The following is a 21334-nucleotide window of genomic DNA, read 5'->3' on the forward strand; positions in this document are numbered from 1 at the left end:
AAGAATTAAAGCTGGCGGAAGCGGCTGCGCACGCTAAAGGTTTCAGACGTGACGTAGCGTTCCACATCGCGCACGCTGCGTTCATCACGCTGCAGTGCGCTTTCTAACTGGTCCAGCAGTTCGCTGGCGCTGGGCTGACGTGGGTTGTCAGCGGCATTGGCCGGTTTAACATCCAGTACAAATCCCAGCACGAAATAGGCGACCACGGTAAACATAAACAGGCCAAAAAACAGTGACAGCACCATGATGACGCGCAGTAGCCGCACCGGAATATCGAGATACTCCGCCAGACCTGCACAGACGCCCATCAGTTTTCCTTCGTCAGGCTTACGCCATAACTTGCGGCCATTGATCATGGTTGCCTCCAGTTAGGGTGTTCTGCGTCCAGAATCGCCTCCAGCGCATCAATGCGTTCGCGCATCCGCTGCGCGTCCTGAGCAACACGCTGCAGGCGCTGGATTTCGCTTTGCGACAGTTCCGAACCGCCGTTGCGTTTGTTGCTGTAATGCAGCCATAGCCAGATCGGTGCCACAAATAACACGAAGATCGTTAGCGGTATGGCAAGAAAAAGTGCGCTCATTGACTCTCCTTAATCACTCATCGCAACGTCGATAATTATTCACTGCGGTTCATTTTGGCTTTCAGCGCATTCAGTTGCTGGCTGATTTCATCATCCGCTTTCAGATCGGTGAACTGCTGATCCAGCGTTTTAGGTTTGCCAAAACCGTGACTTTCCGCTTCCGCTTCCATGTGATTGATGCGACGTTCAAACGATTCAAAACGCGCCATCGCTTCATCAATTTTACCGCTGTCCAGCTGACGACGAACGTCACGTGAAGAGGAAGCCGCCTGATGACGCAGCGTTAACGCCTGCTGACGCGCCCGCGTTTCGCTCAGTTTTTTCTCCAACTCGCTGATTTCGCCTTTCATGCGTTCCAGCGTCTCTTCTACCTGGCTCACTTCCTGTTTCAGGGCGGCGATCAGGTCAGTCAGTTTCTGTTTTTCGATCAGCGCTGAGCGGGCTAAATCGTCTTTATCTTTACGCAGTGCCAGCTCGGCTTTTTCCTGCCATTCGGCCTGCTGAATCTCTGCCTGCTCAATCCGGCGTGTCAGCTGTTTCTTTTCAGCCAGCGCCCGTGCAGAGGTTGAGCGGACTTCAACTAACGTGTCTTCCATTTCCTGAATCATCAAACGGACCAGTTTCTGCGGATCTTCCGCACGCTCCAGCAGCGAATTGATGTTGGCATTTACGATGTCGGCGAAACGAGAAAAAATACCCATAATGATGTTCCTCTTTAAATGTGTCATGGCGTGTTGCGCTGTATGGCTAATACAAGATGCGTGCCAATTTTATAATTATCTGATTATTATCAATTTTTAAATTTTACAGCCCTTTTGGCTTGTTCTAATATAGTCAAAATGATTAAGGGGTGGCGAAATTCATCATGGCTGGAAACAACGACAACCTTCTCGGTGAGTCCAATAATTTTCTTGAAGTGCTGGAGCAGGTGTCGAAGCTGGCTCCGCTGGAAAAGCCGGTATTAGTGATTGGCGAGCGCGGTACCGGTAAAGAGCTGATCGCCAGCCGCTTACACTATCTTTCTGACCGCTGGCAGGGACCGTTTATCTCGCTGAACTGCGCCGCGCTGAATGAAAATCTGCTCGATTCTGAGCTGTTCGGCCATGAAGCCGGGGCCTTTACCGGCGCTCAGAAGCGACATCTGGGCCGCTTTGAACGGGCGGATGGCGGCACGCTGTTTCTTGATGAGCTGGCGACGGCACCGATGCTGGTTCAGGAAAAACTGCTGCGGGTAATCGAATATGGGCAGCTGGAGCGCGTCGGCGGTAATCACTCATTGCAGGTTAATGTGCGGCTGGTCTGCGCCACCAACGAAGACCTGCCTGCCCTGGCGGCCGCCGGAAAATTCCGCGCCGACCTGCTTGATCGTCTGGCGTTTGACGTCGTTCAGCTGCCGCCACTGCGCGAACGTCGCAGCGACATCCTGGTGATGGCTGAGCATTTTGCTATCCAGATGTGCCGTGAACTTGGCCTGCTGTTGTTCCCTGGCTTTACCGCGCAGGCGCAGCAGACGCTGTTGAGTTACCACTGGCCCGGCAACGTTCGTGAGCTGAAGAATGTGGTGGAACGGTCGGTTTATCGTCACAACAGCAGCGAGCAGCCGCTGGATAACGTGATTATTAATCCGTTCGCTCGCCGGCCTGAGCCGGTCGATACCCTGCCGGTGAGCCGTCCCGCGCCCGAGGGCGACCTGCCGGCGCTGCCGCTCGATCTGCGTCAGTGGCAAAATCAGCAGGAACGAGAGCTGGTGGAAACCAGCCTGCAACAGGCACGATACAATCAGCGCCGCGCCGCGGGGTTATTGGGCGTTACCTACCACCAGCTCCGCGCCATGATGAAAAAGCACGGTATTCAGGCGCGTGAAGATATCAGCTGATACCGTGCGGATCGACTTCGCCCTTCCCCTGCCGTCTCAGGCGCTTATCAGGCCAGCCGTCCGCTTCGCGTTGACCATTTCAGGCAAAAAAAAGCCCGCCATCAGGCGGGCAACAATACTGGAAGCAATGTGAGCAATGTCGTGCTCTTCTTCGGTAGAGCCACCGTCGAAGTGCAGATGAATAATAATCATTCTTATTATCATCTGTAAAGCGCTAATTGAGAATATTTCTCATTACCACACTCTCTGTACGTTTTTTCTGCCGCAGGCTGAATGAATATCAGGCCGGGCAGCGTCGCAGATTTTGGGACAACGCCCGCTTTGCGATACACTCTGTCTAATGCCTCAAAATCGTTGAGTTCTATGTCAAAACTAATATGTTCGCTGTTGTTCAGCTTCAGCGTGTTGAGTTCGCCTGCGTGGTCGGCCCCCGCCGGTGATATTCGCCAGACCGGCTTTGTCTATTGCGTCAGCGGCACGCTGACCACCTTCAATCCTCAAATGGTCAGCAGCGGGTTAACCGTCGATACCCTGGCGGCACAACTGTACGATCGCCTGCTGGATGTCGATCCCTACACCTACCGTCTGAAGCCCGATCTGGCCGCCAGTTGGGAAGTGCGTGACAATGGCGCGACCTATCGTTTTCACCTGCGCAGCGGCGTGCAGTTCCAGCAGACTAATCAGTTCAAACCGACACGCGCTCTGAACGCAGATGATGTGGTGTTCAGCTTCGCCCGGATGTTCGATCGTCATCATCCGTGGCATAACGTCAACGGCGGCAACTATCCCTACTTCGATAGCCTGCAGTTTGCCGATTCAGTGCAGAGCGTTAAAAAGCTGGATAACAACACGGTTGAATTCCGGCTGAACAGCCCGGATGCCTCCTTCCTCTGGCATATGGCGACCCACTATGCGCCGGTGCTGTCTAAAGAGTATGCCGATCAGTTGACGGCTCAGGGCCGCCAGGAAGAGATGGATCGCCAGCCGGTGGGCACTGGCCCTTACCAGCTAAGTGAATATCGCACCGGCCAGTACATCCGCCTGGCACGTAATCCGCATTACTGGAAAGGCGTGCCGCGTCTGCAGCAGGCGGTGATCGATTTAGGCGCCGGCGGCACCGGCCGTTTGTCGAAACTGCTGACCGGCGAGTGCGACGTGCTGGCTTATCCGGCTGCCAGTCAGCTCAGTATCTTGCGCGATGATCCGCGCCTGCGAATGACGCTGCGACCCGGGATGAATATCGCCTATCTGGCGTTTAATACCCGCAAGCCGCCGCTTGATCGTCCTGAAGTCCGGCATGCACTGGCGCTGGCGATCAATAATGAGCGGCTGATGGAGTCGATCTACTACGGCACGGCCGAAACTGCGGCCTCGATATTACCGCGCGCCTCGTGGGCTTATGACAGTGACGCGCGGGTGACCGAATACGATCCTAAAAAGTCTCGCGCTGCGCTGGAAGCGCTGGGCCTGACCGACCTGCATCTGCGGCTGGTCGTGCCGTCGGCCTCGCAGTCGTGGAATCCCAGCCCGCTTAAAACCGCGGAATTATTGCAGGCCGATCTGGCCCAGGTGGGCGTCCGCCTGACCATTGTGCCGGTCGAAGGACGTTTTCAGGAGGCGCAGCTGATGTCGATGAATCACGACCTGACCCTGGCGGGCTGGGCGACCGACAGCAACGATCCGGACAGCTTCTTTCGTCCGCTGCTCAGCTGCGCGGCGATCCGTTCCCAGACCAACTATGCGCACTGGTGCTCGCCGGCCTTTGATGAAACATTGCAGAATGCTCTGCTGACACAGCAGCTGTCGGGGCGCATCGACAGTTACGACAAAGCGCAGCAGATTCTGGCTCAGGAGCTGCCGGTATTGCCGCTGGCGTCGTCGCTGCGTCTGCAGGCGTTTCGCCATGACATTAAAGGCCTGGTGCTGAGTCCGTTTGGCAACGCCTCGTTTGCCGGGGTTTATCGTGAAGAGGGTGAGGAAAAGTAAGTGATCATCTATATTTTGCGCCGCCTGCTGCTGCTGCTGATTACGCTGTTTTTGCTGTCGCTGGTCAGCTTCAGCCTCAGCTATTTCACCCCAAACGCGCCGCTGGAAGGTGCTGCCCTGTCTGACGCCTGGTGGTTCTGGTTTAAAGGGATGCTGCAGTTTGATTTTGGCGTCTCCAGCACCAACGGACAGGAAATTGGCCTGCAGCTGCGCGAAGTTTTTCCCGCCACCATGGAGCTGTGCATTCTGGCGTTTGTGTTTGCCCTGCTGGTGGGTATTCCGCTCGGCATCTGCGCCGGGGTGATGCGCAACAAATGGCAGGATAAGACCATCAGTGCGCTGGCGCTGCTCGGCTTTTCAGCGCCGATTTTCTGGCTGGCCCTGCTGCTCACGCTGTTTTTCTCGCTGACGCTCGGCTGGCTACCGGTGTCGGGGCGGCACGATCTGCTCTATCCGGTACAGAACGTATCAGGCTTTGCGCTGATTGACGCCTGGCTCAGCCGCTCACCGTGGCGGCACGAGATGATTATCAGCGCCCTGACTCACCTGATTTTGCCGGTGCTGGTACTGGCGATGGCACCCACCACCGAAGTGATCCGCCTGCTGCGCAACAGCACCAGCGAGGTGATGGAAAAAAATTATGTTAAAGCCGCCGCGACCCGCGGACTGTCACAGCTGACGGTGATCCGACGTCACGTGCTGCACAACGCCTTACCGCCGGTGATCCCGCGTCTTGGCCTGCAATTTTCAACCATGCTGACGCTGGCGATGATCACTGAAATGGTCTTCAACTGGCCCGGCCTTGGCCGCTGGTTGATCAATGCGATTCGCCAGCAGGATTATGCGGCGATCTCAGCCGGCGTGATGGTGATTGGCGGGCTGGTGATTCTGGTCAACGTCATCTCCGACGTGATTGGCGCAGCGATGAATCCGTTGAAACATAAGGAATGGTATGCCCTCCGATAGCGCTTAGTTTGAATTTATAAAATAATTCAAATCAATAGGTTAATCTCGCAAGATTAGATCACAACCAATTAAAGCACCCTTTTGTGTACACATTTATCATTTGGCAGTTGCGGCGGGGAGTTACCAATCTCAAATTACCCACCCAGCAGCCTGCTGAGATTGGCGCGGCTGAGTCATTGCCCGGTCGCCGGGCTTTTTTAGTTTTCTTGCTATCAAAATCTTGCACTCTGAATGATCATGTATAAAATCAGATAACTCCCAACTACGACCTCTCTTTATGTTAAATGTGTTTTACAAATATGCAGGAGTTGGCATCGCCAACACAGCTATCCATTGGGTAGTATTTGCAGTTTTTTTTTATTGGTTTTCGTCCAGTCAATCACTCGCAAATTTTGTAGCCTTCTGTTTTGCTATTACGTTTTCCTTCTTTGTCAATGCGCGATGGACCTTTTCATCTGATGCTTCTCTGATGCGCTACTCGCTATATGTCATTTTCATGGGTGGCATAGCTTGTTTTTTTGGGTGGTCTGCAGATCAATATGTACTATCCCCAATAGTTACCCTGATTGGTTTTTCTGCGGTTAGCCTTATTTGTGGCTTTTTTTATTCAAAATTAATCGTTTTCAGGTAATGATAATGAAAATATCACTTGTTGTCCCCGTCTTTAATGAAGAGGATGCGATACCTATTTTTTATAAAAAAGTTCGTGAGGAACTTTCAATATTACAAGTTGAGATAATATTTATTAATGATGGAAGCACTGATGGAACTGAAAGAATTATAAACGCTCTTTCTTCATCAGACCCATTAGTTAAATCTATTTCATTTACGAGAAATTTTGGTAAAGAGCCTGCTCTTTTTGCTGGCCTTGAGCAATCAACAGGTGATGCGGTTATACCGATTGACGTCGATTTACAAGATCCAATTTCAGTCGTCCCGGAATTAGTATCTCGCTGGCAGAATGGAGCTGATGTTGTATTAGCAAAGAGGACAGATCGTAAATGTGATGGCAGACTTAAGCGGAAAACCGCCGAGTGGTTTTACAAATTACACAATAAAATAAGCTCATCAAAGATTGAGGAGAATGTTGGAGACTTCCGTCTTATGTCTCGGGCGACAGTTGAAAGCATTAAGTTAATGCCTGAAAGAAATCTTTTTATGAAGGGAATTCTTTCATGGGTAGGTGGACGCGTTGACGTTGTTGAATATAGTCGCGCGCGACGCGTTGCAGGTGATTCAAAGTTCAATGGCTGGAAACTTTGGAATTTAGCTTTAGAGGGAATTACTAGCTTTTCCACCTTCCCCCTAAGGATATGGACTTATATAGGTTTAATTGTTGCAGCTATTTCATTCCTTTACGGCTCATGGATGATTTTTGACACAATCGCATTTGGCAACCCAGTGCGAGGATACCCTTCTATTCTTGTTTCAATTCTTTTTCTCGGCGGAATACAATTGATAGGCATAGGAGTTTTAGGTGAATATATAGGCAGAATATATTTAGAAACCAAACAAAGACCTCGGTTCATAATAAAAAGTGAAAAAAATGATTAAAAAGAACTCCATTATAGGCTGGGCCAGCCTTATTATACTGTCCATAGTTTACTATCTGTATGTTTACAAAAGCAGCATCTCATCTGATCAAGCTGCTTTCTTTCTTGAAGCTAAAGATTTGGCTTCTGGAAACATAACATTAAATGGATGGAATCTATCAACGGTGAATTTTTATTTCACTGAGATGGTTCCATTTGCCATTGCAATAAGAATGCTAGGATCTCACACAAATCTTTTATACCTGCTACCTGCGGTTTATTATTCAATCGTAATCTTGATATCTTTGGCCTTAACAAAGAAAAATGGGTATGGCTTCCTAGTTTTAGCCATTTTCCTGATGCCGTCCAAGTTCTTAGCCCCCGCTCTTATCAGTGCATGTTTTCACATAGGTGCTTTAATCGTTGGGCTATATACCCTCCATGCCTTGAATCAAAAAACATCAACCTTAAAATACTCTATAATTTTAATACTAAATGCTCTTGCATTGTTCAGTGACAACCTTTTTTTCTATTTTATAACAGCTCCAATTTTTGTGATATTTATCATTTCGCTTACACTACTAAAAGAGAAAAATAATTATCACTGGCTTGGAATAGTTATCATCCCAATAGTTATAAGTGGCGCCATTAAGTTATTGGTAAGCTATATACCTCACTTTGATATAGGAGGCATAAACCCTCCTGAATTTGTAACTTTCGATGGCATAGCCCATAACTTATACTTATTTTCATATGGAACGATAAAAGCCTTTGGTGCCGACTTCTTTGGCAAACCGATCTCTGATCTCCTTAACTTAAAGAACTTTGTTCGATTTGCATGCATAATAAGCATTGTAATATTCGCATATAAATATATAAACAAAAACTGGAGGTCGTATTTTTTAGACCGCGTATTAGTAGCGTCATTCGCCTTACTTTGTACCGCCTTCCTGTTAAGTAATATGCCAATAGATATGGCATCCACGAGGTATTTAATCCCGGCTTACTTTACCATATTCATCTTCATAGGTAGAAATATGGATATTAACCATAAAAGCATTTACCTTGTGATTATACCCTCACTAGTTATCATGGCATTAAACTTTACAGACTGGAAGCAAACATATCGTGACTCGAGTTATGTTAAGGTAGCTAAGTTTTTAGATAAAAATAATTTGGGGTCAGGTTATGGAAGTTTCTGGTACGCCACTTCAATTGCCATACATACTAAGAATGACATTAATATCGGAGGGACATTAATAGACACTCCTAAGTTAAGACTTAAACCATACGCATGGCTTTCTCGCCAGGATTGGTATAGTGTAAAATCAAGTTATTATATAGCTAAGGATGAAAGTGAAGTAAAAAGCATGGCAGAAATCTTTGGCAATGATTTCAAAATTGAAAACATATCAGGAGTGCTGATCATGTTATATCCCGACAAAAGAATATTTACCAATGGAGAAGTTAAACCTTTATGACCCAAATTGGATAAAGCCCCGCATGGGGCTTTTTTTTCAATTAAGGTTTAGTTGGCCATGTAATATTTGGAGCGATTGACGTATCAATCCTGTTCAGTAAAACCCGGTATTTTTTCCACGCTGTTAGTTGTGTTTTCTCATTATCAGTAGCTTCTTCAAGATCAACCGCATCCTGTAGGGGTGCAATTGCCACAGTGGCCTCTGCCATTAGTGACGATTTCTGGTTATCAGCAATCTCAACCATCTGCGCTGTCGTGAGTGGCGGGGCGTCATTAGCAACCGGGATCCCATCATTACCTGCAGCGATGACTTTACCGTCAGATTGTTGCTTCAGAAGTTCTAGCCACGCCTCATGCGTGATTTCCACTGCATCCTCAGGTATTGAAGTTCCATTAATATCGATTGAATAAAACGCATTGACGCTGGGGGAATAATATTTAGTCATTTTAGTTTCCTATTGCGAAATAACGGAAAGATAAGTTCCCAATGTTAGAACCAGCAACACCTACTTTGAGTTGCGATAATGGGGCTGTTCCAGTCTGGAAGTTAAGATAAATAGTATTGCCAGCTGTAGTTCCCCCCGATAGGTCTCGGGGCACCGCAACCGCCTGGAAGAAGTTGTTCGGAAACGCCACCGGATAATTGACATTCAGCGCGCCATTGGCTCCGCCTCCACCCGCGATAGATGCAGAGCCCCACTGAAGAATTACACCATTCGGAAACTTCATATAGCCAGCATCACCTGATAGAAGCGTAAATTGACCAAGGTTAACGGCCTGATTTGACTGTGTGGCGGGAGCTACCTGCTGTGGGCCGGCTGTGTTTTGTGACATAAGCAGAAACGAGCTTTTAGATGCTGACCATACAACTCGTATTACGCCTTTGGCTGCACCGATCTCACCTCCCTGCAATGAACCGGCCGGACCAATTACAGGATATGCAGGCAGCGCATTAATCTTGAGTGTGACTGCGCCTGTATTTACTGCAGCGCATGCTATCTCAAAGACCTGCCCATCAGAAAGAGCCGTAATGGCTGGTGATGGCGCAATAATAATCGCATTCGCCGATCCTGTGTCAGTGTAGAAAGTCTGGTTTGAAATCCGGGGAAGCTGTTTTAAAGCCGAAAGCAATTGGTTACGCGTTCCCTTAGCCAGGTTAACCCCAGCCCCTTCGATAACGTTGCATATCTCTTCTTGCAGATCATCAAAGTAATCAGCGTCAAGTGCCGTTGCCAGTTCTCCGGTCTGCGGATTACCACCTGTGAAACCATTCTTCCCCGCACCAAATTTGTCTTTCTGGGCTGTTGATGTGTCAATGCGATGCATGCTTACTCCGTGTATCTGAAAATTACGTAAGTGTGTGACGGTGCCAGCTTCTCAAGAACGCATTCGGCAATAGTGTCACCCCATGTTCTGAGGCTGTCGGTGCAGTTACTGATCGCTGTCATAGGGGTAGTCTGTGTGGCCACTGGCATATTGACCTGCCAGTAGTAACGCCAGTCGTCGCTATAAAGAGAGTCTGTACAGTCAGAGAGGCAGGTGAACTGGCTCTTGTTGTAACGGGTAATAGTCACCCCGGTATAGCCAAGCGCTTCAAGCTGCCCGAGATAAAAAGCCTCGTTGATACCGCCTGGCAGATTCAGTTTTGCATCCAAACGCTGGCGACGCTGCTGAAGTGTCTGAACGCCAGCAGGGGCGCAACTGTCGGGAAGCCCACTTATCTCTTCATAACGGTCAATCAACTCCGTTACCGACCGGGGGTCGATTTCCAGCATAAGTGCGTCGCCGCGACCGTGAACTGCTGCCAGTGAAGGTGCAAATCCCGTCAGCAGCAGATCGTCTGCATCCCACGCAGGGCCGCGCGGAAGTAGCGCACCAAGCATCTGCCGGTACTGAGCTGTCATGTCCATGAAATAGCCCCTACTACGCCGACCTCACCTTTTGCAATCGACACATCGGCTGCCGGACTGACCAGCGTGTGGCTGTATTCACCCGTTGCGATACTGATTGCCTCACTGATGCGTGAAGGTTTAAGCACACCTTCTGGCACGCCATCGCGCAGCATCATTGATCGCAACTCAGCCTCAACGGCATATCGCACTTCCGGAGTATCGGGGTTAAGCCGTATATGAAAATCTACGACATGGGGCGTCGCAGCAAACACATAAATGTCAGCCCCGGCCACCGGTGCGCGCGGTTCAATATAAGACTGCACAGATGCTACTGTTGCAGCGTCAGGGATGGGATTCACCAGGTCGCTGTTGGCAACCATGACCCCAACCGTTCCCCGTCCGCTCCAGTGCCGGTATGCCCAGGCACGCGTTACGCCAGCCACTTCCTTAGCCCAGACTTCATAATCTCCGTCAGCACCGCCCTGTGGAGTCCAGTACCATCTCTCGATGACACGCGCCCGCCACACTTCAATATCTTCGATATCTGCGCCACCCTGAATGCTGTCCGCCTCGCCTGCTGAAGGCAGGCCGGTAATTGGGCTGACAAGTCGCATGGCCAGCCCGTCATCGGTGTTACTGACTTTTCCAGCTGTATCACTTGTTACCGGTACGCGCAGCACGCCCCCTGCTGACGTAGCCGCCGCGGTTGTGGTGAAGGACGTCAGGTCATCACGCTGAATCGTCACGCCAGCCTGGATAGGAATGCCGTTCGTGGCCACGTCCCAGCGCACGTATCCGGTTGCTGCCGTCGCTGCTTTTCGCGGACATCGCTTCATATTGGCGTGCCGCGTCAGCCAGTCCTCGTCTGCAAGGTCAGGCAGCAGGTTGCGGGCCAGATAATCTATATACCCGTAAACGGTGTGTACCGCTGCCGCCTGGACCCTCCCATACACCTCGGCGTCAGTTCTACGCAATACTGCCAGGGTTGAATCTGCAGCAAGGCGGGTCAGGATATCGTTGCGGACGGTGGTGATTAACTGAGGGAGTGTCGGGCGGGTAAATCCACTGTCAGCCATTAAGTTCACTCCATAAATCATCAAAGGAAAATGCCGTGCGGTTGCCGTCTTTCTGACTGATTACCACCGAGGCGCTTAGCGTATCAATGCCGGTTCGCTCGACCTTCACATCCACACGAACCGCCACGCCGTCATCCACCAGCCACTGCAAAGCCTGGCTGATATATTCGCGGGCTTTTAGTGGAGTTTTATTGGTAAGTTTCTGGCGGCTGAGGAGATAAAGGCGCGATCCAATACGATCATTCTGGACGGTCGGGAAGCTATCGCCCCACCAACCGTTATCCTGCTCCGGATTGTCGTCAGGCTCAGACTTTCTCCAGGAGAAAAACGAAATAATTACCGCTCGGGTAAGAGGGTCAGTCGGCAAGGTCACGTCACGCTGAATGCCGTTGATGACAATAATCATGACGCCTCCATTTTCTGCGTTGTCGCATCAGTAGTGCCGCCGCCATCGCCGTTCTCTTCATGCGTATGCCCGTTGTAGGTCACTCGCATTGCTGACATCGCCAGGCCGCCTGAGTCGCACCTATCTTTAATTTCACCAGTGGACTCGATGTCCATTTCGAATCGTGCCTTTGCCGCATTGGTAAAAGTAATTGGCTTTCCCGCGCCATTGACGATAATCCCTGCCCGGGTCAGCGTGACTGACTGCCCCTGATCGTCATACACCGCCACCTCACCGGACTTAAGATCTTTAATTCGGAAGCGACGATCAGAGACGACCAGCACCACACCGTGAGATCGGTCACCGTCAAAGTAGGCGGCCACGGCCTCTGCACCGGTAAGCGGCGCGGCGGTAAAACCGTAAGGCTCCATATGCTCGATATCGCTTTTTCCCTCACCTCCGGCCATCTCAATCTGAAGCATCTGGCATTTGGTTGCCGTGTTCAGCCCGCGAACGACCGCTCGCGCCAGCAGGTTTGACAGCGCACGGCCCATACCTGATATCGGGTTAGCCATCAGAAATCATCCTCTTCTTTCTTTTTATTACGCTTGCCAGGCTTCGCTGGTTCAGGAAGATAGGCATCCGGAGGCCCGACGCGGATTTCGGTCACGGTGCCGTTTTCATCCTGCTGATAGGTCACCTCAGCGATCACCATATGGCGATTGTTAAAACCAAGGATGGGATCGAAGACAATAATCTGCAGGTTAGGCAGCCAGAGTGAGCCGTCACCCTGTCGCCAGCCCTGCACGGTGTAGGTCACCTCATCGGTACGCGCTGCACGCTGGCGCATCTCAAATTCTGCGCGTGCGCTGCAGGTTGCCGTGGTGGCGTTGCCGGTCTGGCGGATAATCATCGGGCGGTAACGCTTCAGTCCGCCATCAATGGTTTTTGAGCGAATGGCCGTAGTGGTGGCCTCGCCAAAGTCGTCGTCGTTACCCTTACGCTGTCCGGACACCTGATAGTCGCTGAAACGGTCCCGAATGCTTTTTTCGGTGTCGCAGGAAAGAATGTTTTCACCCAACACCAGTGCTGTATGCGCCTGCTGGCTGCCGATGCCACCGATAACCAGATTGCCCTGCGCGTTGTCATACGCCAGCGCCTGCTGCAGTCCGAGCATCTTGTTCAGCACGTCCATGACCGTTTCGCCCTGGTCGGCCTGAATTCCCTGAAGCGCACCGGATGCGCCGCCCGCATCCACCACCGTAATGCTGAACGGCTTCGCCAGCTCTGCAGCCACCTGCGCCAGCGAACGACCGGCATATTGTGACGGCGTGGCTGAGCAGTCGATAAGGTCAGCAGTTTTGCTGCGCCCTGATATTCCCACGCTGATGCTACGTGCGTCATACCGGACCGGCGTCGCCTCAACGTAGCCGGTCAGCACTTTATCGGTGCCTATCAGCACTTCGACGAGGTCACCGTTTTTAATGCGGTTGCTGCGGTTTGCCTGGTCGGTGTCGCCCGGCCAGCTGCGGGTAATCTCAACGGTAAAGTCTCGGGCGATGCGCTCAATACCGGCCGCGATCCGGACCGAAGTCCAGCCGCCCCACTCCTGACCGTTCACCCGTAAAATAACTGTGTTGTTCATCGCACCGGCACCCTCAGTGACTGAACCGGCACGAAGCCGGGATGGCGGATGCCGTTACGCGCGGTAATATCACCAGCGCGGGAGGCTGAGTCGTACCAGTCGGCGGCCAGCACAAGTGCGGGCGTCACCTGTGAAGGTGTGCGCTCCGTCATGCGCTCGACCTGCTCAAGGCGTGCAGAGATATCGCGATTAACATCTGTTCGCACGGTGACCAGCGCCTGGTAAAGTCCGTCATCTGAAACGCGCTCCATCTCAAGGTCAATGGCCTCATTGAGACTGTCACGCACCTGCGCGAGATCATCCCAGGAAATGACGGTGCTGTTATCAAGAGAGGTAGTTACGCCGGAAGATGCGGAAACGGTGCCTGTCGCTGTGGTATCAATATCTGAAGCCGCACTGCCTGATTCAGTCCGTATGTTGCTGACGGCAGGATGCGATACCACGACCGGCTGCTGCGGGTCCTGCTGGCGCGTGACAGTCCGGTTTGCAGGCTGTGGCAGACTGGTGACCGTTGCGGCTGCCTCGCTGATGGCCGTGGTGCGTACCGCCTGCGCAACGTAATTGCGCTGCGTGGTCTGCGCCTGTGCTGTCTTACTGTCGGTTTTCCAGACACCGCGCGGGGCCAGACCCGAATCAATCGTGACACCGGTCAGCCCCTTAATCATCGACATCAGGTCAGAAGTGTTACCCGTCAGCCGCGTTCCGGCGCGCCACATGGTCTGCAACCGGTTAACAAAGCTCATGCCACTCGACGGCGGACTGAGCAGCACCGATAAATCGCCCTGCATCAGACGTGATGCGGCGCTGATACCAGAATCAACATACTGAAAGGCGCTGGTTACGGTGCTGAACATGCCTGCCGCCTCATCCAGCACTCCGTCCTGCAGGAAGTCCGGCAGGCCATCCATACCAAAGGCACCGAACGCCGATGAAATGGCATCGTCCAGGAATGAAACTGACGAGGTGAGTTTCTGTCCGGTTGCCAGTCCAGCGGTGGGGAAAGATAATTCACCGGACTCAACGAAGCTGAAGCTGACGCGGCACATACGCCCTTCGCTCTGTGAATGGCTGACGCGAACCGCATCATCTACTACCACGGTCATCTCGCCGTAGTAAGGATGAACCAGCGTACAGGAACCCGGCTTTTCAATAGCCTCAATCAGCCGGTTGCGCTGCTCAAAGAAATCATCGCCAATCAGATAGGCCTGAACGCTGAAGCGGCGAGTTGCCCGGCCTAAATCCTCCGCCCACGGTTTGTCGCGGTTCGGGTACTCATGCACCTGCACGCGACGCCCAAAGGTTGCTTCGTCGCTGTCCACCTTAAACGCGATGCCTCGCAGTGAGGCATCCTGCAGATTATCTTTCCAGCTCATGGCTTTCTCCGGGCGTAAAAAAACCCGCCGGAGCGGGTTATTGTTTTTTTCTACTGTTGAGTTGATCGGAGATCATCCTCGTTATGCAATAAGGAATAATAACCAGCGAAAGCCCTGCGAGATAAACGGGGATAAGGTCGGGGCTTTCAGCTGCACGATCTCCCATCATAATCAAAATATAAATTGCACCGAAGACTGCTAAAAGTATTGAAATCCCACGCACGAAAATCATAAACAATCACCATAAATAGGATAAGAAAACCCAGGTTAAGGCTTGTACTACTTTTTTCCTAGCTCTTATTGGCGCTGAAACGGTTGTAGCCAACATCATAACTAAGCCATGGAGTCGCGCTCCCTGCTGGAGTAGCAACGCGCATGCCAGGCGGCGCATTCTCAAAATTTACCTTAAGCTCGCCCGCTTGCGGGCGGCCTGCAGAAGATGCTCGTTCCAGTCCCACCTTTGGATCATAACGCCCTTCAGGTATTGGGTTGTCCATTCCCAGAATTTCACGCAGCCTCGGGAAAAATCCGTTATATCCCCGCTCCCGCTCCTGTGACTGCATGCGGTTAACCAGAAACTCACCCTTACTTACACCCTGCGCATTTGCCTGCTTGTCTAAATCCTGCAACTGCTTAAGAAGTGAGATTGCTATGCCAATCGTGATGGTCATCGCACCAAACCGGCTGATTGAGCCCAGCAAGCTAGAAAGCGAACTCGCAAGAGTTACGGCCTGCTGAAGTGAGCCAATCGTTTTAAGGGCGAAAGAACCGGCCATTACCGCACCGATGCCCTCAATAACGGTCTGCCAGCCCCCCATTTCCTGAGCGACATTATCTATCTCAGTCCAGACCTGCTTAACAATTGGCCCAACCTGATCCCAGTTGTTTATAATCAATAAGGCACCGGCAGCAAGCGCAGCGATAGCCAGCTTGGCGGGCGACAGATTCATTACGAAATTTAGTACTTTGAATGCCTGTGAGACAGTGCCTACTGCTGCACCTACAGCAATCAGTGAGATAGCAAATTTCGCAACCGATCTGACCAACTCTGGATTATCCCTGACAAACTTTTCTGTCTGCTTTAAATAAGGCATCAGCTCAACTACAGCCTGCTTGAGCTGTGGCGTAAGTGCATCGCCGAGCGCAAGGCTCACCGCTGTTATGCCATTCTGCATCAGCGTGAGTTTGTTTTCGGTAGTGTCTGCGCGGGAGTCATACTCCTTTTGCATTGAGCCAGCATACTGCTGTGCATCAGCAACCTTACCGAAGTTTTTGCGAAGCAGGTCGAGATTGTTAAGAAGCGGTGCAATAGCCTTTATCGACTCTCTCCCGAACAGCCATTCGAGCGCTTTTGACTTGCTTTCTTCAGGAAGATTTTTAATCCCTTCCAGCACCTTAAGCATGGTCGCTTTTGAGTCCTTCACCATGCCACTGGCAAGAGACTTAGGTGTCATCCCGATTTTTTTCAGGACCTTTTTTGCATTACCGGTATTGGCATTGGAGAGCGAAAGCATGAAGTTCTGAATGCCGGTACTGGCTACTTCAGACTGCACCCCCATTCCCGCAATGGTTGCACCCAGCGCGGCAAGATTACCCGTTGAAACGTGGTTGACTGCAGCAAGCGAGCCTACGCTGGTGACTATTTCAGAGATTTTAGCTGCGCTGGCAGGACCGGTATTACCGAGGTAGTTCACCTTGTCCGCCAGCCCGACAACATCTTTCTGCGTCATTTTGAAAGCGGTTCGCCAGGTCGCCATCATCTGACCGGACTCTTCCGCAGTCTGATCAAACGCAATACCCATTTTGGCCGCATCTTCTGCAAACCTGACAAGCTCACTTCGGGCGATGCCAGCCTGACCTGCTGCGGCAACAATCTGACCGATACCGTCTGCCGTGATCGGCAGTTTTGTTGACAGGTCAATAACGTCCTGGCTCATTTTTCTGAAAGCGTCAGCGTTATCCAGACCGTCAACGACCTTGCGGATATCAGCCATTGTTGATTCGAACTTAATGGCCTGATTTACAGGGATAGCCAGCGCACCCAGGATGGATGCGCCGATAGCAGTTGCTCCAACGGCCAGCGATGAGAATTCCTTCTGAAACCCCTTCAGCTGGCGCTGCATCCCTTTCATCGGGCCGGTGAGTTGGTCAACGGCTGTGATTATGGCCTTTAACTGGAAGCTGTCAGCCATTCTTTATTTCCTCGCTTATGCGCACTGCTTCTTCCTCAAGCTCCAGAAAATCGGAAAGAGCTGACCGCTTCAGTTCAAGAGGGTTTATTCGCCAGAAGTGAGCGACGTTGTAACATCGCTGCCGGAGATTTCTCCCGCTCCCGAGCCGGTAAAAAAACCCAGAATCGTCATTGAGGCTTTGAAAATATCAATCTTCGCCATCTGGCTGGCAGATGATCGCGGAATCCCGGCCAGTACCGGGATATAGCGCAGCGATACCGAGCTGTCGATTTTGATATTGCCTTCAGAGCCAATGGTAAAAGGAAAACCGACTTGCTCAATCTCATCGAAAGATGGCTCACGCAGCTCCAGCACATGAAGGGTTTCGCCATGTGCCGTAATAGGTTTTGAAAGTTGCAGTTCACTCACTGATAAAATCCTTCTGAGCCGTGGAATTCGAGGTCTACCGTACCCTCTTCCGCATTGTGGTTAGCTTCACCGAACTGGAAGGCCTCAGACAGCACGTAAACCATGCCGTTAGCCAGTTCGGCGGTGATGGTCATCTGGTCTGAGTCCATCAGTTTGGTGACCGGAAACGCCTTCGGAACTTTGAATGTGCCTTTGACGTAAGGCGCACGGTGCGTTTCTTTGTAATCCACGTCACCGGCCAGGCCGATCACGTCATCACGCACTTTGGTGTTCATCGGCACCTCAATGCCGCCGGTCAGCGACAGCTGCTGGCCGTCCACCTTGACGTATGCTGTACCCGCAATCTTTGCCATTACGCGGTCTCCTCGCTGTATTGCAGACGGAACTGATTAAGCAGCGCAAACACGCGCAGCTGGTTGACGTAATCCGGCGGGAAAAGCACATCTACGCGGGTTGGATCGCTCACGTTGCGCTCCACCATCAGATGCTGCTTGAAGAGATCGAAGTTCTCCACGATCCCGGCGCGCTCCATGGTGCGATAACTGGCGCACATCTCACCCTTTAGCACTGCAGGCGTAACAATGGCCTGTCCCGGACCGAAGCGCGTACCGTCATTCGCCAGCTTGTGGCGAGGGTACTTACTGGTAATGATGCTTTTCAGCTGACGGATAACGTAAGCGCTGGTATGCAGCGTTTCACTGTCCAGATAGCTGTTGTCCGCCACGCCATAGGCGTTTTTCTGATAGGTGGTAATATCGCGCTGAATGCGCAGCACGCCGCTCTCAGCGTAGGCCGTGGCAATACCGTGCTTCAGCAGCGACTGCTGCTCGGTCAGGGTAAAACGGCTGCCTGCAGGTGCCGGTAATGCGCCGTTCAGCTCACCGGTCTGGGTCGGTCGGGCCGGGTCATTGCGGATAAATACCGCGTTACGGGCGGTACGCAGCGCGACCAGCTCATCTGCTGCTGTCTGAACAGCAGGCTCATAACCGGCAACGGTAATATGCTGGTTGTTCATGGTGTCGCCGAAGGCCACCAGGTCGGAGAGCGCGCCGATTTTTGCGGTGTAGACGTGACCGTAAAGCTGACGTGCATAGCCCCAGCGTCCGGACGAATCGTTCATTTCCAGCGCCAGCGTCGCTAGCGAGGCGGAATCACTGAACGGCGTGCCGATGAAGTCAAACGGCTCATCGCCCATCGCGGCCACGGTTGCAGCCAGTGACGGTGAACCCGCACCGCCCGCCATCGCTTCAATCACAGCGTTAACCCCGTCAGGCGTAGTTTCGCTCCCCACGGTGCCGTAGTAGTTCAGCGCCAGAGGAATGCTGTTGCCGGTAAGCCCCTTGTGGCGAGCAGTGAGCGTCACCACACCAGCTGCTGCTGCTGCTGTCACGGGCAGGTCTGCGTTAGCGTTAATTGCGGCTGCAAGTGTGGCGGCCACTGCTGCAGGGGCATCGCCGGTTACCACAGCGGCCTGAACGCGTACCGCGCCAATATAAAGACTCAGCGAACCTGACGCCTGTGCGTTGCCGGTTAGCGTCACAGTTCCTTTGGCGGTTTCGCCATCAGGCTCAGTTACCGCGATAACCCACAGCTCACCAAATGGATCGACGGCACGATAGCGCGCCACCATACGTGCTAACTGGCTGCCACGACCTGCAACCTTACCCGCCAGTGCCGCTGACGGCATGATGGTGAGCTTATTTTTAACGATGGAGCTGTCGGCAGAGGCAAAGCCAATCAGCAGCGATGGGCCGCTATCTTGCGTGGTGTTCGCTTCGCTGTTGTCCATCTCCGCCCAGAACAACGGCACGCGGAGGTCTGACGGAATATTGGGGAACGAGACTGACATTATTCACCGCCCTTTTTCTTGGCGTCAGCTGCGGGCTTTTCTTCTTCCGCACTGACTTCTTCGACATCACCATCCGCAATGCGGCGGTGCCAGTAGCTGCTCTCTTCGACGTTCCGGCCTTCTGAAGGCAGCAGATCGCCCCGGACAGGGTCAGGAACTGACCGCCCGCGCTTAGGTCTGAGTTGCATGATTTACTCGCTGAGGTTGATTTTGGTGTGGTGTTCAATGATGCCGTCAGGCCCGTTACCCGGATCGATGTAGTCAACGTCGATTTCGACCGTTTTCAGCTCATCCAGAGCGTCAAGATCATCCTGCTGCCGCGTGTCCTCTTCGGTGATTTCCCGCGTCAGCATGAATTCAAACTGGTAGTAGAGTCGGCCCCGGTCCATATCCAGAAGCTGCCCGCCAGAATATGCGACGGGGCCAGCATCTTCATCCGGCTCCCAGCCCAAAAGTGCCTTCCAGATTTGCTGCCGCACATCATGCACGGCGTCATAACCTGCTGCCTGACCGCGCTCGTCGCGCGTATTGTCCAGCACTACGACAACCGCAAAGCCTTCGGTTACGTTCTGCCAGTAGTCAGTCAGGGACTTCTGCTCAGCGGTGACGTCTTCGGTCGGCACCACATACGCCGCCGGCAGCTTCATCTTCCCGGTTTCGGGGATAGACTTGAATTCAGCCGCCCCGGCTACGTTGCCAGCGAACATCGGACATCGCGCCCGGAGAGCGGCGATCACAAGTGATAGCTTCATTTCTTTTTCCTTTCAGGACGCAGGGAGGTACGCAGCGCACGGGTCAGCACATAACGCGTCCACGTTTTGCGCGCCTCCAGCACTTCGGTCATGTAGTTTTTACGCGGGGCAACCCGCCAGCCATTACCGCCGGATTTCCCTTTGTGATGGCTCTTTTTGCGCTTAGAACCACGCTTCACGCCGTAGAACAGAAACGCGGGGTAAAAGTCGCCCTCAATGAGTCGGTTACCCTCGCCCCGCTTCTGGTTTGGCGCGATGCGCACCATCAGGCCCGGACGGCTTTTTGATGCGCGGGGAACGTAATAGCCGATTGACCGTGCCAGCCTGCCAGTCCTGAATCCCGGATACTCATCCGGCGCGGAACGACCACGACGCATGACCAGACGCCTGGCATCACGCATGTGAACCTGACCAATCTGAATGAAGGCGCGGCGCATTTTTGCCCGGTTAAAAACGAGGTCTTTGGGCTGCTGAAAATCAACGTGCAGAAGCGGCTTAGCCATACATCTCTCCGTCGCTGTCCACAGCCCTCAACTCTTCGCACTCCAGCAACAGGTAACGACCGGCTGAGTTGAGGTCGCGCAGGCGCTTAACGCGATATACATAACCGCCGTAAACCACCTCAAAATCTGAAGTGATTCCCCGTCGATAACGGATGGTCATGTAGTGGGTTATGGTTTCGTCAGCCTGAACTGATTCATGATAGGTGGTAGCACCTACCTGCCGGACCTTCGCCCAGACGTCCGTTTCATTCTGATAGACCGGCTCTATGCCGTAATCCGCTGCGGCCTGGTCGATGCGCTGGCGCAGGTGAATACGCTTATTCAGCTCACCGGGATCGGGCAGCGTGTAAACGGCACTGGTATTTGATGAGCGTCGCTGCATGCTAATACCCCGACACCGGCAGACGCCGTGAATACAGCAGGAACTCAAACGCCTGCGGCGTCTCCGTCATTTCCAGCTCTGACACTGAGCTGCGGTGCTCATACCAGTGACTGACCAGCATCAGCAGTGCAAGCCGGATATCTTCGGTGATGACCATGCCGTCCGTATCAAGAGGCGCAACATCTGCCACCGTTTTATACAGATTGCGATTGAGGTAAGTCACCGCCTTTGCCTCGGCTGCCAGCGCAAAAAGCTCAAGCAGCCGATCCTCTTCCGTGAAGTCGCTATCAAGACGGCACTGCTGTTTAATTTCTTCGAGCGTCAGCAGCATGGTGTTCAGCCTTTTTTGTTTTTACCTTTTGCTGGCTCTGGCTCTGGCTCTGGCTCTGGCTCTGGCTCTGGCTCTGGCTCTGGCTCTGGCTCTGGCTCTGGCTCTGGCTCTGGCTCTGGCTCTGGC

At 52.5% G+C, this 21334-nt stretch carries 28 protein-coding genes and 1 pseudogene; 6 read left to right on the plus strand and 23 right to left on the minus strand.

The window, feature by feature from the left end; genetic code table 11:
* Positions 1-5: 5 nt before the first annotated feature.
* The 3 genes from pspC to pspA are packed head-to-tail and all read right to left on the minus strand — an operon-like array spanning position 6 to position 1281.
* Positions 6-356: an envelope stress response membrane protein PspC gene (pspC, locus tag FHW04_RS05750; protein ID WP_031377769.1), complete on the minus strand. Its 351-nt coding sequence runs from the start codon at positions 354-356 to the stop codon at positions 6-8.
* Positions 353-580 (minus strand): envelope stress response membrane protein PspB, encoded by a 228-nt coding sequence (gene pspB / locus FHW04_RS05755; RefSeq protein WP_031377770.1) that lies wholly within the window; start codon positions 578-580, stop codon positions 353-355. Before pspB ends, pspC begins: the two co-directional genes overlap by 4 nt.
* Positions 581-615: 35 nt before the next feature.
* Positions 616-1281 carry a phage shock protein PspA gene (pspA, locus tag FHW04_RS05760; RefSeq protein ID WP_089561489.1) on the minus strand — a complete coding sequence of 222 codons (666 nt, stop codon included), beginning with the start codon at positions 1279-1281 and terminating at the stop codon, positions 616-618.
* A gap of 164 nt (positions 1282-1445) precedes the next feature.
* Here pspA and pspF point away from each other — a divergent pair, with 164 nt between their 5' ends.
* The gene (gene pspF, locus FHW04_RS05765; protein ID WP_046288526.1) at positions 1446-2456 is read left to right on the plus strand and encodes a phage shock protein operon transcriptional activator; all 1011 of its coding nucleotides are present in this window, start codon (positions 1446-1448) and stop codon (positions 2454-2456) included.
* 36 nt (positions 2457-2492) lie between these two features.
* On the opposite strand, the gene FHW04_RS05770 is transcribed toward pspF, so the two are convergent.
* On the minus strand, positions 2493-2648 hold the full coding sequence (locus FHW04_RS05770) for a hypothetical protein (protein WP_162287699.1): 156 nt from the start codon (positions 2646-2648) through the stop codon (positions 2493-2495).
* Positions 2649-2819: 171 nt separating this feature from the next.
* On the opposite strand from FHW04_RS05770, the gene sapA reads away from it, so the two are divergent.
* The 5 genes from sapA to FHW04_RS05795 all read left to right on the plus strand — a co-directional run bounded on the left by sapA (position 2820) and on the right by FHW04_RS05795 (position 8421).
* On the plus strand, positions 2820-4442 hold the full coding sequence (gene sapA, locus FHW04_RS05775) for an ABC transporter substrate-binding protein SapA (protein WP_089561488.1): 1623 nt from the start codon (positions 2820-2822) through the stop codon (positions 4440-4442).
* Positions 4443-5408 (plus strand): putrescine export ABC transporter permease SapB, encoded by a 966-nt coding sequence (gene sapB / locus FHW04_RS05780; protein WP_031377772.1) that lies wholly within the window; start codon positions 4443-4445, stop codon positions 5406-5408.
* 277 nt (positions 5409-5685) lie between these two features.
* Positions 5686-6039 (plus strand): GtrA family protein, encoded by a 354-nt coding sequence (locus FHW04_RS05785; protein WP_084227793.1) that lies wholly within the window; start codon positions 5686-5688, stop codon positions 6037-6039.
* 5 nt (positions 6040-6044) lie between these two features.
* A complete protein-coding gene (locus FHW04_RS05790; RefSeq protein ID WP_069728379.1) occupies positions 6045-6962 on the plus strand; it encodes a glycosyltransferase family 2 protein in 918 nt (305 codons plus the stop codon).
* Positions 6955-8421 (plus strand): hypothetical protein, encoded by a 1467-nt coding sequence (locus FHW04_RS05795; RefSeq protein ID WP_069728380.1) that lies wholly within the window; start codon positions 6955-6957, stop codon positions 8419-8421. Before FHW04_RS05790 ends, FHW04_RS05795 begins: the two co-directional genes overlap by 8 nt.
* A gap of 40 nt (positions 8422-8461) precedes the next feature.
* Here the strand turns inward: FHW04_RS05795 and FHW04_RS05800 are convergent, their stop codons facing one another.
* From FHW04_RS05800 to FHW04_RS05890, 19 genes and pseudogenes are all read right to left on the minus strand, one after another.
* Positions 8462-8866 (minus strand): tail fiber assembly protein, encoded by a 405-nt coding sequence (locus FHW04_RS05800; RefSeq protein ID WP_069728381.1) that lies wholly within the window; start codon positions 8864-8866, stop codon positions 8462-8464.
* A 1-nt stretch (position 8867) separates the two neighbouring features.
* Positions 8868-9254: a gp53-like domain-containing protein gene (locus tag FHW04_RS05805; RefSeq protein ID WP_418888994.1), complete on the minus strand. Its 387-nt coding sequence runs from the start codon at positions 9252-9254 to the stop codon at positions 8868-8870.
* A gap of 273 nt (positions 9255-9527) precedes the next feature.
* A pseudogene (locus FHW04_RS05810) lies at positions 9528-9746 on the minus strand (hypothetical protein); the annotation flags it as partial.
* Positions 9747-9748: 2 nt separating this feature from the next.
* Positions 9749-10330, minus strand: a complete 582-nt coding sequence (locus FHW04_RS05815; protein WP_069730009.1) for a YmfQ family protein — start codon at positions 10328-10330, stop codon at positions 9749-9751.
* Positions 10321-11388: a baseplate J/gp47 family protein gene (locus FHW04_RS05820; RefSeq protein ID WP_069730010.1), complete on the minus strand. Its 1068-nt coding sequence runs from the start codon at positions 11386-11388 to the stop codon at positions 10321-10323. Before FHW04_RS05820 ends, FHW04_RS05815 begins: the two co-directional genes overlap by 10 nt.
* A complete protein-coding gene (locus tag FHW04_RS05825; protein WP_069730011.1) occupies positions 11381-11794 on the minus strand; it encodes a phage GP46 family protein in 414 nt (137 codons plus the stop codon). The genes FHW04_RS05820 and FHW04_RS05825 overlap by 8 nt, the downstream gene beginning before the upstream one ends.
* Positions 11791-12348 (minus strand): phage baseplate assembly protein V, encoded by a 558-nt coding sequence (locus tag FHW04_RS05830; protein WP_069730012.1) that lies wholly within the window; start codon positions 12346-12348, stop codon positions 11791-11793. Before FHW04_RS05830 ends, FHW04_RS05825 begins: the two co-directional genes overlap by 4 nt.
* Positions 12348-13418 (minus strand): phage baseplate assembly protein, encoded by a 1071-nt coding sequence (locus FHW04_RS05835; protein ID WP_069730013.1) that lies wholly within the window; start codon positions 13416-13418, stop codon positions 12348-12350. The genes FHW04_RS05830 and FHW04_RS05835 overlap by 1 nt, the downstream gene beginning before the upstream one ends.
* The gene (locus tag FHW04_RS05840) at positions 13415-14791 is read right to left on the minus strand and encodes a DNA circularization protein (RefSeq protein ID WP_069730014.1); all 1377 of its coding nucleotides are present in this window, start codon (positions 14789-14791) and stop codon (positions 13415-13417) included. Before FHW04_RS05840 ends, FHW04_RS05835 begins: the two co-directional genes overlap by 4 nt.
* Positions 14792-14828: 37 nt before the next feature.
* Positions 14829-15023, minus strand: coding sequence for a hypothetical protein (locus tag FHW04_RS05845; protein ID WP_069730015.1), 195 nt, complete (start codon positions 15021-15023; stop codon positions 14829-14831).
* A 58-nt stretch (positions 15024-15081) separates the two neighbouring features.
* Complete coding sequence (locus FHW04_RS05850; RefSeq protein ID WP_069730016.1) at positions 15082-16983, minus strand: phage tail tape measure protein; 1902 nt, start codon at positions 16981-16983, stop codon at positions 15082-15084.
* A gap of 84 nt (positions 16984-17067) precedes the next feature.
* On the minus strand, positions 17068-17391 hold the full coding sequence (locus FHW04_RS05855; RefSeq protein WP_069730017.1) for a phage tail assembly protein: 324 nt from the start codon (positions 17389-17391) through the stop codon (positions 17068-17070).
* Entirely contained in the window at positions 17388-17744 is a 357-nt protein-coding gene (locus FHW04_RS05860; protein WP_010246516.1) for a phage tail tube protein, read from the minus strand. The genes FHW04_RS05855 and FHW04_RS05860 overlap by 4 nt, the downstream gene beginning before the upstream one ends.
* On the minus strand, positions 17744-19240 hold the full coding sequence (locus FHW04_RS05865; protein ID WP_069730018.1) for a phage tail sheath subtilisin-like domain-containing protein: 1497 nt from the start codon (positions 19238-19240) through the stop codon (positions 17744-17746). Before FHW04_RS05865 ends, FHW04_RS05860 begins: the two co-directional genes overlap by 1 nt.
* Positions 19240-19428 (minus strand): DUF2635 domain-containing protein, encoded by a 189-nt coding sequence (locus FHW04_RS05870; protein ID WP_069730019.1) that lies wholly within the window; start codon positions 19426-19428, stop codon positions 19240-19242. The genes FHW04_RS05865 and FHW04_RS05870 overlap by 1 nt, the downstream gene beginning before the upstream one ends.
* Positions 19429-19431: 3 nt before the next feature.
* Entirely contained in the window at positions 19432-19992 is a 561-nt protein-coding gene (locus tag FHW04_RS05875; RefSeq protein WP_069730020.1) for a phage tail terminator protein, read from the minus strand.
* Positions 19989-20495, minus strand: a complete 507-nt coding sequence (locus FHW04_RS05880) for a hypothetical protein (RefSeq protein ID WP_069730021.1) — start codon at positions 20493-20495, stop codon at positions 19989-19991. Before FHW04_RS05880 ends, FHW04_RS05875 begins: the two co-directional genes overlap by 4 nt.
* On the minus strand, positions 20488-20877 hold the full coding sequence (locus FHW04_RS05885; protein WP_069730022.1) for a phage head closure protein: 390 nt from the start codon (positions 20875-20877) through the stop codon (positions 20488-20490). The genes FHW04_RS05880 and FHW04_RS05885 overlap by 8 nt, the downstream gene beginning before the upstream one ends.
* Position 20878: 1 nt before the next feature.
* On the minus strand, positions 20879-21208 hold the full coding sequence (locus FHW04_RS05890) for a head-tail connector protein (RefSeq protein WP_069730023.1): 330 nt from the start codon (positions 21206-21208) through the stop codon (positions 20879-20881).
* Positions 21209-21334 lie beyond the last annotated feature (126 nt).

It is taken from the genome of Pantoea sp. AN62 (assembly GCF_050432985.1).
In the GTDB taxonomy this organism is placed as follows: Bacteria; Pseudomonadota; Gammaproteobacteria; order Enterobacterales; family Enterobacteriaceae; genus Pantoea; species Pantoea brenneri.

Excerpts from the sequence above, each read along its gene's own strand:
- pspC (WP_031377769.1), bottom strand. The coding sequence starts at position 356 with ATGATCAATGGCCGCAAGTTATGGCGTAAGCCTGACGAAGGAAAACTG.
- pspB (WP_031377770.1), bottom strand. The coding sequence starts at position 580 with ATGAGCGCACTTTTTCTTGCCATACCGCTAACGATCTTCGTGTTATTT.
- pspA (WP_089561489.1), bottom strand. The coding sequence starts at position 1,281 with ATGGGTATTTTTTCTCGTTTCGCCGACATCGTAAATGCCAACATCAAT.
- pspF (WP_046288526.1), top strand. The coding sequence starts at position 1,446 with ATGGCTGGAAACAACGACAACCTTCTCGGTGAGTCCAATAATTTTCTT.
- FHW04_RS05770 (WP_162287699.1), bottom strand. The coding sequence starts at position 2,648 with ATGATTATTATTCATCTGCACTTCGACGGTGGCTCTACCGAAGAAGAG.
- sapA (WP_089561488.1), top strand. The coding sequence starts at position 2,820 with ATGTCAAAACTAATATGTTCGCTGTTGTTCAGCTTCAGCGTGTTGAGT.
- FHW04_RS05785 (WP_084227793.1), top strand. The coding sequence starts at position 5,686 with ATGTTAAATGTGTTTTACAAATATGCAGGAGTTGGCATCGCCAACACA.
- FHW04_RS05790 (WP_069728379.1), top strand. The coding sequence starts at position 6,045 with ATGAAAATATCACTTGTTGTCCCCGTCTTTAATGAAGAGGATGCGATA.
- FHW04_RS05795 (WP_069728380.1), top strand. The coding sequence starts at position 6,955 with ATGATTAAAAAGAACTCCATTATAGGCTGGGCCAGCCTTATTATACTG.
- FHW04_RS05800 (WP_069728381.1), bottom strand. The coding sequence starts at position 8,866 with ATGACTAAATATTATTCCCCCAGCGTCAATGCGTTTTATTCAATCGAT.
- FHW04_RS05805 (WP_418888994.1), bottom strand. The coding sequence starts at position 9,254 with ATGTCACAAAACACAGCCGGCCCACAGCAGGTAGCTCCCGCCACACAG.
- FHW04_RS05815 (WP_069730009.1), bottom strand. The coding sequence starts at position 10,330 with ATGGACATGACAGCTCAGTACCGGCAGATGCTTGGTGCGCTACTTCCG.
- FHW04_RS05820 (WP_069730010.1), bottom strand. The coding sequence starts at position 11,388 with ATGGCTGACAGTGGATTTACCCGCCCGACACTCCCTCAGTTAATCACC.
- FHW04_RS05825 (WP_069730011.1), bottom strand. The coding sequence starts at position 11,794 with ATGATTATTGTCATCAACGGCATTCAGCGTGACGTGACCTTGCCGACT.
- FHW04_RS05830 (WP_069730012.1), bottom strand. The coding sequence starts at position 12,348 with ATGGCTAACCCGATATCAGGTATGGGCCGTGCGCTGTCAAACCTGCTG.
- FHW04_RS05835 (WP_069730013.1), bottom strand. The coding sequence starts at position 13,418 with ATGAACAACACAGTTATTTTACGGGTGAACGGTCAGGAGTGGGGCGGC.
- FHW04_RS05840 (WP_069730014.1), bottom strand. The coding sequence starts at position 14,791 with ATGAGCTGGAAAGATAATCTGCAGGATGCCTCACTGCGAGGCATCGCG.
- FHW04_RS05845 (WP_069730015.1), bottom strand. The coding sequence starts at position 15,023 with ATGATTTTCGTGCGTGGGATTTCAATACTTTTAGCAGTCTTCGGTGCA.
- FHW04_RS05850 (WP_069730016.1), bottom strand. The coding sequence starts at position 16,983 with ATGGCTGACAGCTTCCAGTTAAAGGCCATAATCACAGCCGTTGACCAA.
- FHW04_RS05860 (WP_010246516.1), bottom strand. The coding sequence starts at position 17,744 with ATGGCAAAGATTGCGGGTACAGCATACGTCAAGGTGGACGGCCAGCAG.
- FHW04_RS05865 (WP_069730018.1), bottom strand. The coding sequence starts at position 19,240 with ATGTCAGTCTCGTTCCCCAATATTCCGTCAGACCTCCGCGTGCCGTTG.
- FHW04_RS05870 (WP_069730019.1), bottom strand. The coding sequence starts at position 19,428 with ATGCAACTCAGACCTAAGCGCGGGCGGTCAGTTCCTGACCCTGTCCGG.
- FHW04_RS05875 (WP_069730020.1), bottom strand. The coding sequence starts at position 19,992 with ATGAAGCTATCACTTGTGATCGCCGCTCTCCGGGCGCGATGTCCGATG.
- FHW04_RS05880 (WP_069730021.1), bottom strand. The coding sequence starts at position 20,495 with ATGGCTAAGCCGCTTCTGCACGTTGATTTTCAGCAGCCCAAAGACCTC.
- FHW04_RS05885 (WP_069730022.1), bottom strand. The coding sequence starts at position 20,877 with ATGCAGCGACGCTCATCAAATACCAGTGCCGTTTACACGCTGCCCGAT.
- FHW04_RS05890 (WP_069730023.1), bottom strand. The coding sequence starts at position 21,208 with ATGCTGCTGACGCTCGAAGAAATTAAACAGCAGTGCCGTCTTGATAGC.